The sequence below is a fragment of the Kribbella solani genome (genome assembly GCF_014205295.1).
In the GTDB taxonomy this organism is placed as follows: Bacteria; Actinomycetota; Actinomycetes; order Propionibacteriales; family Kribbellaceae; genus Kribbella; species Kribbella solani.
Window position 1 is genome coordinate 1075463 of sequence record NZ_JACHNF010000001.1, and the last position, 10300, is coordinate 1085762.

Annotated in this window: 9 protein-coding genes; 7 read left to right on the forward strand and 2 right to left on the reverse strand. The window is 68.8% G+C overall.

What is annotated here, in order from left to right; genetic code table 11:
* Positions 1-13: 13 nt before the first annotated feature.
* The 7 genes from yajC (at position 14) to HDA44_RS04705 (ending at position 7657) form a co-directional block, all read left to right on the forward strand.
* Entirely contained in the window at positions 14-523 is a 510-nt protein-coding gene (gene yajC, locus HDA44_RS04680) for a preprotein translocase subunit YajC (protein WP_184831644.1), read from the forward strand.
* 127 nt (positions 524-650) lie between these two features.
* Positions 651-2438, forward strand: a complete 1788-nt coding sequence (gene secD / locus HDA44_RS04685) for a protein translocase subunit SecD (protein ID WP_184831646.1) — start codon at positions 651-653, stop codon at positions 2436-2438.
* Positions 2438-3613, forward strand: a complete 1176-nt coding sequence (secF, locus tag HDA44_RS04690) for a protein translocase subunit SecF (RefSeq protein WP_184831648.1) — start codon at positions 2438-2440, stop codon at positions 3611-3613. The genes secD and secF overlap by 1 nt, the downstream gene beginning before the upstream one ends.
* The gene (locus HDA44_RS04695; protein WP_184831650.1) at positions 3613-4152 is read left to right on the forward strand and encodes an adenine phosphoribosyltransferase; all 540 of its coding nucleotides are present in this window, start codon (positions 3613-3615) and stop codon (positions 4150-4152) included. Before secF ends, HDA44_RS04695 begins: the two co-directional genes overlap by 1 nt.
* A 375-nt stretch (positions 4153-4527) precedes the next feature.
* Entirely contained in the window at positions 4528-6717 is a 2190-nt protein-coding gene (locus HDA44_RS04700) for a RelA/SpoT family protein (RefSeq protein ID WP_202887908.1), read from the forward strand.
* Between the two features lie 66 nt (positions 6718-6783).
* Entirely contained in the window at positions 6784-6915 is a 132-nt protein-coding gene (locus HDA44_RS37880) for a hypothetical protein (protein ID WP_272956403.1), read from the forward strand.
* A 4-nt stretch (positions 6916-6919) separates the two neighbouring features.
* Positions 6920-7657, forward strand: a complete 738-nt coding sequence (locus HDA44_RS04705; RefSeq protein ID WP_337905633.1) for a hypothetical protein — start codon at positions 6920-6922, stop codon at positions 7655-7657.
* A gap of 440 nt (positions 7658-8097) precedes the next feature.
* Here the strand turns inward: HDA44_RS04705 and HDA44_RS04710 are convergent, their stop codons facing one another.
* Positions 8098-8955 carry a hypothetical protein gene (locus HDA44_RS04710; RefSeq protein WP_184831654.1) on the reverse strand — a complete coding sequence of 286 codons (858 nt, stop codon included), beginning with the start codon at positions 8953-8955 and terminating at the stop codon, positions 8098-8100.
* 77 nt (positions 8956-9032) lie between these two features.
* Complete coding sequence (locus HDA44_RS04715) at positions 9033-10259, reverse strand: DUF349 domain-containing protein (RefSeq protein ID WP_184831657.1); 1227 nt, start codon at positions 10257-10259, stop codon at positions 9033-9035.
* Positions 10260-10300: the final 41 nt, after the last annotated feature.

Genomic DNA, 10300 nt, shown 5'->3' on the forward strand with positions numbered 1-10300 from the left:
ATTCTGAGACCCGATGCAACTCCTCGCCGTACCGATGGCCTCCTCCGGGGGTGGCGGCATCACGCTGCTGCTGCCGCTGATCCTGATCGTCGGAATGATTTGGTTCATGAGCCGCACGCAGCGTAAGCAGCGTGACCGGCAGGCAAAGACGGTCGCCGCGCTCACCCCGGGCACCAAGGTGATCACCACCAGCGGAATGGTCGGCATCGTCGAAGAGACCGACGACGAGTACGTGACGCTGGAGATCTCCGACGGCGTGCTGATCCAGGTCGTCAAGGCCGCGATCGGCCGGGTGATCCCGGAAGAGGACACCACCGACGAGGTGACCGCCGCCGACGCCGCCCCGGCCACCGCCGACGCGCGGCCGACCGCCGACGGCGAGTCCGCCGGCGACCAGGCCGGCGACCAGGCCGAGGCCGAGAAGGTCGACGTACCGGACACGGCGCGCGACCAGGCCGCGGCGAAGGCGGACGGCAAGGTGCAGGACGCGCCGAAGCTGCCGCCGACGCACACCGAGAACTGATTTCCGTCCCAACGGCCTGTGGCGCGGTGTTCGGCCCCCGGTGATGATCCAGTGCCTGTGATGATTCGGTGCTCGGGATGTCCGGTGACGGTGTGGCGCGCCCAGAAGTACAAAGGTTGAAACTGACGTGGCAACGAGTTCACCCACCCGCCCCGGGCGGAGCCTGATCGCCTTGGCGGTGGTCGTGGTCCTGCTGTTCGGGATCATGGCGCTGACCAAGACCTGGAAGCCGAAGCTCGGCCTGGACCTGCGTGGTGGCACCACCATCACGCTGACCGCCAGCACGCTCGACGGCAGCGGGAAGGTCACCGCCGACCAGCTGAACGAGGCCAAGAACATCATCGGCCAGCGGGTCAACGGTGCCGGCGTCGCGGAGTCCGACATCACCACCTCCGGCGGTACCCACATCAATGTGGCTGTCCCCGGTGCCACGAAGGAATCCCTGGTGGAGCAGGTCGGTCAGACCGCCCTGCTCTACTTCCGGATCGTCTACAGCGCGGACCAGGTCGCCCCGGCGACCCCGCCCAGTACGACGCCGAAACCCAGCACCACCCCGAAACCCAGTACCACCCCGAAGCCGAGCACCACGCCGAAGGCCAGTACGACGCCGAAGCCGAGTGCCACCGTCAAGCCCGGCACCCCGAGCGCCACGCCGAAGGGCCGGGGCTGGAGCAGCGTGCTGGCCGACGCGACGCCGACCCCCAGTGCCACGCCGAAGCCCAGCGCGGCGCCGAGTTCGGCGCCGAGCACGCCGGCCGCGACGCCAAGTACGCCGGCCACGAACGGCGACCCGCTGAAGTACACGCCGGACGCGGCCACGCAGGCCGGGTTCGCGGCGTACAAGTGCGGTGACAAGCAGAGCGACTCGCCGAGCCAGCCGCTGTTCTCCTGCGACCGGAACAAGCAGTACAAGTACCTGCTCGGCCCGGCGATCATGGCCGGTACGGACCTGTCGGACGCGAGCGCCGGCATCCCGCAGAACGGCCTGCAGTGGCAGGTCAACCTGAAGTTCACCGGCGCCGGTGGCGACAAGTTCCTGAAGGCCACCACCGCGATCTCGCAGCGCGGCCAGGGCCAGAACCTGTTCGCGATCGTGCTGGACGGCGAGACCATCTCGACCCCGAGCGTGAACAACCCGATCCCGGGTGGTCAGGCCGAGATCACCGGTACGTTCACCGAGTCCGAGGCCCGCGACCTGGCGAACGTGCTGAAGTACGGTTCGCTGCCGGTCAAGTTCGACATCTCCTCGGTGGAGACGGTGTCGCCGCAGCTCGGTGGTGACCAGCTGTCCGCGGGCATCTGGGCCGGTCTGATCGGCCTCGGCCTGGTGGTGCTGTTCTGCTTCCTGTACTACCGCGGTCTCGGCCTGGTCGTCGTACTGTCCCTCGGGGCCGCCGGCGTCCTGACCGGATCGCTGGTGATCCTGCTCGGCAAGGCGATCGGGTTCACCCTGACGCTGGCCGGTATCGCCGGTCTGATCGTTGCCGTCGGCATCACCGCGGACTCGTTCATCATCTACTTCGAACGGCTCCGTGACGAAGTGCGGGAAGGCCGCAGTCTGCGGTCCTCGGTGGAGACCGGCTGGGCCCGCGCCAAGCACACCATCATCGCGGCGGACTCGATCTCGCTGCTGGCCGCGATCGTGCTGTACGTGCTGGCGATCGGCAGCGTCCGGGGCTTCGCGTTCACGCTCGGCCTGACCACGCTGATCGACCTGGTGGTGGTCTTCCTGTTCACCAAGCCGGTGGTCACGCTGCTGGCCCGGACCGACTTCTTCGGCCACGGCCACAAGCTGTCCGGCCTCGATCCCGAGCATCTCGGCGTCGAACGACTGCCAGGCCAGACGAAACCGTCGGCCCGGCCGGCCCGGAAGCCGAAGACGCCGACGCGCAAGCCGGTGGGAGGCGAGATCTGATGTCGAAGCTCGGACAGATCGGTGCCAAGCTGCACCGCGGCGAGGTCTCCTACGACTTCATCGGCCACCGCAAGTTCTGGTTCGGCCTCTCGATCGCGCTGGTCGTGATCTCGCTCGGCGGCCTGTTCGCCCGCGGCCTGGCGCTCGGTATCGAGTTCCGCGGCGGCGTCGAGTACGAGGCGAAGGTCAAGGTCACCGATGCCACCGTGCAGGACTTCGGCGACGTGGTGAAGGCGACCAACGCCAAGGGCCTCGGCGACCCGGTCGTGACCACGATCAACAACGACAAGGTCCGGGTCCAGACCAAGCCGCTGGAGCAGAACGACATCGGCCGGGTCCGGGACGCGATCGCCAAGGAGGCGGGCGTACCGTCCGAACAGGTCACGTCGCAGCAGATCGGCGCGTCCTGGGGTCAGCAGATCGCGGACAAGGCGATCGTGGCGCTGATCGTGTTCCTGGTGCTGGTGTTCGCGGTGATCTGGCTGTACTTCCGCGAGGCGAAAGCCTCGATGGCGGCCATCATCGCGTTGATCCACGACGTCACGATCACGGTCGGTGTGTACGCGCTGATCGGCTTCGACGTGACGCCCGCGACGGTGATCGGCGTACTGACGATTCTCGGTTACTCCCTGTACGACACCGTGGTCGTGTTCGACAAGGTCCGGGAGAACACCCGCGGTATCACCGGGTCGAACCGGTTCACCTACTCGGACGCCACCAACCTGGCCGTGAACCAGACGGTGGTCCGGTCGATCAACACGACGGTCACCGCACTGCTTCCGGTCGGCGCGATTCTGGTCGTCGGTACGGTCGTGCTCGGCACCGGGCCGTTGAAGGACCTCTCGCTGGCGTTGTTCGTCGGTATCGCCGTCGGTGCGTACTCGTCGATCTTCATCGCCCCGTCGCTGCTCGCGGTGTTCAAGGAGCGCGAGCCGGGGATGCAGGCGCTGAGCAAGCGGGTGGCCTCGAAGAAGGCGCAGGTAGCTGCCGCCGCGGCCGCTCCGGCGGCGGTCGCGACCGCCGGCGCCGCGTCCCGTACAGCGGTGCAGGACACGCCACGGAAGGCGGAGCGGGCCACTGGCTCGGCGCCGACGCCGTCGGCGCGCCCGATGAAGGCGGCCGCGGCCGGACGCCCGCAGCCGACTCGCAAGCCGCGCTCGAAGCGCGGTAAGTGATGCGGACGCTGGAGCGGGTCCTCGCCGACGGCATCCGGGACATTCCGGACTATCCGAAGCCGGGGGTGGTGTTCAAGGACATCACCCCGCTGCTCGCCGATCACACCGGGTTCACGCAGGTCGTGGAGGCGCTGGCGGCGTTCGGCAAGGACGACGACGGGCGCGTGGTGGTCGACAAGGTGGTCGGGATCGAGGCGCGCGGGTTCATCCTGGCCGCCCCGGTCGCGCTCGCGCTCGGCGCCGGGTTCGTGCCGGTACGGAAGAAGGGCAAGCTGCCGGCGGCGACGTACGAGGAGTCGTACGCGCTGGAGTACGGCGAGGCAACGATCGAAGTACACCAGGACGCGTTCGTACCCGGTGACCGCGTGCTGGTCATCGACGACGTACTGGCCACGGGCGGCACCGTCGAGGCATGCCTGCGGCTGATCCGCCGCTGCGACGCCAAGGTGATCGGCACGGCGGTGCTGCTCGAGCTGTCGTTCCTGCCGGGCCGGGAACGCCTGCAGGGCGAGGAAGTCAGCGCGCTCGTCACCGTTTGAACGACCGATCCGGCCAGGTCAGTGCGACCTGGCCGGATCGTTGCCTTCCGGTAAGTATTTTCCGAACAGGCCGTGACGTTTCGTTGACCCGGCGTGTTGTCCACAGGTGGGTCTGCCGCGTTGGGCGCGGGCCTCTAGACTGGTGGTCTGTCGGCGGAGGGACACAGCGTGGGCGAAGACCCGGCAATGACTTCAGCGGTACCGAATGCAGTACCGCCGGAGCCTCCGCGCGCGCCGTCACCGGTGCGCCCGGCGCCCGTGTCGCCGCCACCCGTGTCACCGCCTCCTGGCCAGCAACCGCCACGGATCGCCCCGGCCCGGGTCCGGGCCCGGCTGGCCCGCCTCGGCGGCACCCGGCACCCGAACCGGGCGCCGATGCTCGAGCCGTTGTTCCGGGTGGTCCGCGCGACCCACCCGAAGGCCGATCTCGGCATGATCGAGCGGGCGTACCGGACGGCGGAGAAATACCACACCGGCCAGATGCGCAAGAGCGGCGACGCGTACATCACCCATCCGCTCGCCGTCGCCACCATCCTGGCCGAGCTCGGTATGACCCCGACCACGCTCTGCGCGGCCCTGCTGCACGACACGGTCGAGGACACGCCGTACACGGTCGAGGATCTGACCCGTGACTTCGGCGAAGAGATCGCCATGCTGGTCGACGGCGTCACCAAGCTGGACAAGGTGCGGTACGGCGAGTCCGCGCAGGCCGAGACCATCCGCAAGATGGTGGTCGCGATGTCGAAGGACATCCGGGTCCTGGTGATCAAGCTGTCCGACCGGCTGCACAACATGCGTACGCTCGGCTCGCTCCGGCAGGAGAAGCAGGAGCGGATCGCCCGCGAGACGCTGGAGATCTACGCCCCGCTGGCGCACCGGCTGGGTATGAACACGATCAAGTGGGAGCTCGAGGACCTGTCCTTCTCGACCCTGCACCCGAAGGTGTACGACGAGATCGTCCGCCTGGTCGCCGAGCGCGCGCCGTCCCGGGACGAGTACCTGGCGACCGTGATCGACCAGGTGCACGAGGACCTGCGGTCGGCCAAGGTGAAGGCCACCGTCACCGGCCGGCCGAAGCACTACTACTCGATCTACCAGAAGATGATCGTCCGCGGCCGCGAGTTCGGGGACATCTACGACCTGGTCGGCATCCGGGTCCTGGTCGAGTCGGTCCGGGACTGCTACGCCGCCCTCGGCATCATGCACGCGCGCTGGAACCCGGTCCCCGGCCGGTTCAAGGACTACATCGCGATGCCGAAGTTCAACATGTACCAGTCGCTGCACACCACGGTGATCGGTCCGCAGGGCAAGCCGGTCGAGCTGCAGATCCGCTCGTTCTCGATGCACCGCCGCGCCGAGTACGGCATCGCCGCGCACTGGAAGTACAAGGAGGACCCGACCTCCGTGGTGCCGGCCACGCCGAGCACCGACATCGGCGGGCCGAACGACATGCCCTGGGTGCGGCAGCTCGTCGACTGGCAGCGCGAGACGTCGGACCCGTCAGAGTTCCTGGACTCGCTGCGCTTCGAGATCAACAACGCCGAGGTGTACGTCTTCACGCCGCGCGGTGACGTGATGTCGCTGCCGGTCGGTTCGTCACCGGTCGACTTCGCGTACGCCGTGCACACCGAGGTCGGGCACCGCTGCATCGGCGCCCGCGTGAACGGGCGGCTGGTGCCGCTGGAGAGCACCCTCGAGAACGGCGACGTCGTCGAGGTGTTCACCTCGAAGGCGCAGGGCGCGGGGCCGTCGCGTGACTGGCTGACGTTCGTCAAGAGCCCGCGCGCGCGGAACAAGATCAAGCACTGGTTCTCCAAGGAGCGCCGGGACGAGGCGATCGAACACGGCAAGGACGCGATCGCGAAACAGCTCCGCAAGGAGGGCCTGCCTCTGCAGCGGCTGCTGTCGCACGAAACCCTCACCGCGGTGGCGAACTCGCTGCGCTACCCGGACGTGACCGGCCTGTACGCCGCCGTCGGCGAGCAGCACGTGAGCGCGCAGGCGGTCGTACGCCGCCTGATCGAGACGTACGGTGGCGAGGAGGGCGCGGCCGAGGACCTGGCCGAAGGCCTGCGGCTGCCGCAGTCCCGCGAGCGGCGGAAACGGACCGCGCGCGGCGACGCCGGTGTGATCGTCAAGGGCGCGACGGACGTCCTCTCGAAGCTCGCCCGGTGCTGTACGCCGGTGCCTGGTGACGAGATCATCGGCTGGATCACCCGGGGCGCGGGTGTTTCCGTACACCGGGCCGACTGCGCCAACGTGGAGAACCTGAAGACCCAGCCGGAGCGGATCGTCGAGGTCGAGTGGGCGCCTACTGCTCAGTCGGTGTTCCTGGTGGCTATCCAGGTCGAGGCGCTGGATCGGGCGCGGTTGCTGTCGGACATCACGCGGGTGCTTTCCGACTATCACGTGAACATCTTGTCGGCGGCGCTGACTACTACCCGGGACCGGATCGCGAAGTCGCGGTTCACGTTCGAGATGGGTGATCCTACGCATCTGGGTCACGTGTTGAAGGCGGTGCGGTCGGTGGAGGGCGTGTTCGACGTTTATCGGGTGACGCAGTAGGACAGCAGGTATGGGTGGTTTCGGGCGGCGGGTGTTGTTGATCGGTGGGACTGGGGTGCTGGCGGGATGCAGTGCTTCCGGCGGCAGCACCTCGGCAACCGCGCCGCCCACTTCAGCGCCCGCCTCCTCGGCACCAGCACCCTCCTCGGCGCCTTCGGCATCTCCTGGCTCGGCGCCTGCCACCTCCGCGCCTGTTAGCTCGGTGCCGGCGGTTGCTTTGCCGGCTGTTCGTGCCTGGACGCCCGGGGCGGGTGAGATCGAGCCGGCCGCGAAGGCGGTTGCCGTCGCGGCGGTGGTGAAGCTGCTGCAACCGGCCGGTACGCGGTCCGCGGTCGACGTCATCGACGCCCAGTACGGCGGCATCCTGACCGACACGGCCAGCGTGCTCGTACCGTGCCGCGTGTACACCATCTCCGGCGGCAAGGTGATCACCGGCGGCACCACGGTCGACGTACGCCTCAGCAAAACCAACGGCAGTTGGCGAGTCACCGCGCTGCACCCGGCCCAGCCCGGCAAGGCGATCACCGCATTGTCGACCGCGGCCCGGCAGGTGCTGAGCAACGGGCAGATCACCCTGCCGCCCGCGTCAGCCGCCGACATCCGCTCCGGTCAGGTCCACGACAGCGTCCTGACCACGATGCTGGAACTCGCCAAGACCTACCGGATCGGCGTCAGCGTGATCCGTTCCGGGCACCCGCTCGACGTCTTCGGCACCACCCGCCCGAGCGACCACCCGCGCGGCCGCGCCTTCGACACCTGGCAGCTCAACGGCCGTGCGGTGGTGTCACCAACGACCTCCCGATCGCTGATCACCGGCTACATGCACGCCGCCGAATCCATTGGCTCGTACAACGTTGGCGGTCCCTATCAGTTGAGCGGCGCCGCCTTCTTCTCCGACCGCACCCACCACGACCACGTACACGCCGGGTTCCGGACCTAGTCCCACTCCCAGGCGAGGCCGATGGTTCCGGCGGTCGCGGCCGGTTCGATCAGGTGGGCGCGGTTGTCCGGCGTGAGCATCAGTTCCCGGTGTACGAGGTAAACCCACCCCCCCCCACGCCTAACCCAGCCCCGTGGCGCCCGGCGCAACCCCGGGCGCCACCCCTTTCCGGAACAAAACCGCCGCCCACCGGCGCAACGCGCAGTACAACAGGTAGTACACCCGCGTACACCGTACGCGCCGTCGGCTGCCGTGCTCGGGTGTACTAGCTGCCGCCCGGGTACCACCTGTCGTTCGGCGCACCGCCGGCCAGCCGTGTGGACGACAGGGTTGCTGCGTCAGGCGGTGGGTGTAGTGCGTGTGCGGCGTACGACCTGGCCACGATTGCGCTCAGGTGTGCTGGGCGTGCCCAGGCACTACCCGTTGTTCGGTACGGGGGGCTACCAGCGGCGGGGGAGGCGGGGGTGTTGGCAGAGGAAGGCGCCTACGGCTAGTTCTAGGGCTGGGTAGGAGCCCCAGAGGTCGGGGCGGCGGATTTGGAGGATGTGCCAGCCGAGGGTGTCCAGTTCGGTGCGGCGGGTTTCGTCGCGGAGTTGCTGGCGGGTAGACGAGTGCCACTGGTCACTGTCGTACTCCAGCCCCAGGCGCCGGCCATCCACCGGGCGATCGGGGTAGCCGAGGTCCAGGCGGTACGCCCGGCCGTGGCCTTCAACGGGCACCTGTAGCTCGGGGCGGGGGAAGCCGGCGTCGAACAGGCGCAGCCGGAGCCAGGATTCGGCGGGGGAGGCGGCGCGGCCGTCGGCCAGGCGCAGGAGTTGGGCTGCTTGTGAGGTGCTGTCAGGCGCGAAGTACCTGGCTGCGGCGGCTTCGAGGTCCTGCGCTCGCATGCCGGACCGGAGCAGCGCGTCCACGGCCGAGAGCGCGAACGGGCGCGGGAGATGGCGTGCGAGCTCGATCGCGGTGGCGGCTCGGGTGGTGACCTTCAGGCCGTGGATTTCGGTACTTGGGCGCTCGGCGAAGGTCCATTGCGGCCGGAACGTGTCAGGGCCCAGCGCGGTGGTGTCGATGCCGTGCAGCCAGGCGGCGGCGCGGCCGCAGACGGTGGCGTCGGCGGGTACGAGGAGCTGCAGCGCGTCCGCTCGCAACTGCACGGTGTCAGGCACCCGGGTGTCTACGTAGATCCCCGGGATGAGTTGGCGGATGTCTCCTTGGGCGAGCAGCCAGTTGAGTTTTCGGCCCACCTGGTGTGCGCGGAAGGGGAGGCCGCAGAAGAAGTATGGGAAGTCGGCGGGGAGCATGCGGACAGGATCGCCCGAAGACCTGGTTCGGTGCTTGAAGTTGTCCACAGGTGACGCGCGGGTGCGCGTCACCTGTCTCAGCTGAAGTCGGTGAGGGCGTTTTGGGCCTGGGTGAGCCATTCGCGGCGGGCGGTGATGGCTTCGCGGGCTTCGGTGGCTTTGCGGGTGTTGCCCTGGGACTCGTACTTCGCGGCCTGTTTCTCCAGGTCGGCGATCAGCGACTGGAGTTGTTTGACGGTGGCTTCGGCGCGGGCGCGGGCCTCGGGGTTGCTGCGGTTCCAGACCTCGTCCTCGGCGGACTTGACGGCTTGTTCGACGGCGCGCAGGCGGCCGTCGATGGCGCGCATCGAGTCGCGCGGGACCTTGCCGATCTGGTCCCAGCGGTCCAGGTAGTCGCGGAGCTGGTCGCGGGCGGCCTTGGCGTCGCTGACCGGGAGGATGCCTTCGATCTCGGCCAGCAGGGCCTCCTTGGCCTGCAGGTTCTCGATCTGTTCGGCGTTCTCTTCGGCCTGGACGGCGTCGCGGGCGCCGAAGAACAGGTCCTGCGCGGCCCGGAAGCGCGCCCAGAGCTTGTCGTCGACCTCGCGCGGCGCGGGGCCGGCGGCTTTCCACTGCCGCATCAGGTCCCGGAAGCGGCCGGAGGTCGGGCCCCAGTCGGTGGACGACGCGAGCGTCTCCGCTTCGGCGGCGAGCCGTTCCTTCACCACCGCGGCCTCTTCACGCTTGGAGGAGAGCTCGGCGAAGTGCTGCTTGCGGTGGCGCGTGTACGTGGTGCGCGCCGACGAGAACCGGTGCCACAACTCGTCGTCGGACGACTTGTCGAGCCGGGGAAGGGCCTTCCACTCTTCGAGCAGCTCCCGCAGGCGGGTGACGCCGTGCCGCCAGTCCGTACCGGCCGCGATGGTTTCGGCCTCGGTGGCGATCTTGGTCTTCGCGGAGCGGGCTTCCTCGACCTTCGCGGCGCGTTCGGCCTTGCGGCGTTCGCGCTGCTGCGCGACCAGCGGGGACAGCGCCTCGAGCCGGCCGCGGAGGCCGTCCAGGTCGCCGACCGCCTGCGCGTCCTCGAGGGCGCTGCTGACCTTCTTCACCGCGGCGCGGGCGTCGTCGGGCGAGACGGTACCGGCCTGGACGCGCTGTTCCAGCAGTTCCACCTCGAACGCCAGCGCGTCGTACCGGCGGGTGTAGAAGGCGAGTGCTTCTTCGGGGTTCGCGTCCGGCCACTGGCCGACCGCCCGTTCACCGTCCTTCGTCCGTACGAAGACCGTTCCGTCCTCGGCTACCCGGCCCCAGTTCTCTCCGGCCACAACTCGCCCCTTCCGGCGGTATGCACTGCGCTCATGCCCAT

Coding starts and splice junctions, on each gene's coding strand:
- HDA44_RS04700 (WP_202887908.1), top strand. CDS start 4,528: ATGCTCGAGCCGTTGTTCCGGGTGGTCCGCGCGACCCACCCGAAGGCC.
- HDA44_RS04695 (WP_184831650.1), top strand. CDS start 3,613: ATGCGGACGCTGGAGCGGGTCCTCGCCGACGGCATCCGGGACATTCCG.
- secF (WP_184831648.1), top strand. CDS start 2,438: ATGTCGAAGCTCGGACAGATCGGTGCCAAGCTGCACCGCGGCGAGGTC.
- HDA44_RS04710 (WP_184831654.1), bottom strand. CDS start 8,955: ATGCTCCCCGCCGACTTCCCATACTTCTTCTGCGGCCTCCCCTTCCGC.
- HDA44_RS37880 (WP_272956403.1), top strand. CDS start 6,784: ATGCAGTGCTTCCGGCGGCAGCACCTCGGCAACCGCGCCGCCCACTTC.
- yajC (WP_184831644.1), top strand. CDS start 14: ATGCAACTCCTCGCCGTACCGATGGCCTCCTCCGGGGGTGGCGGCATC.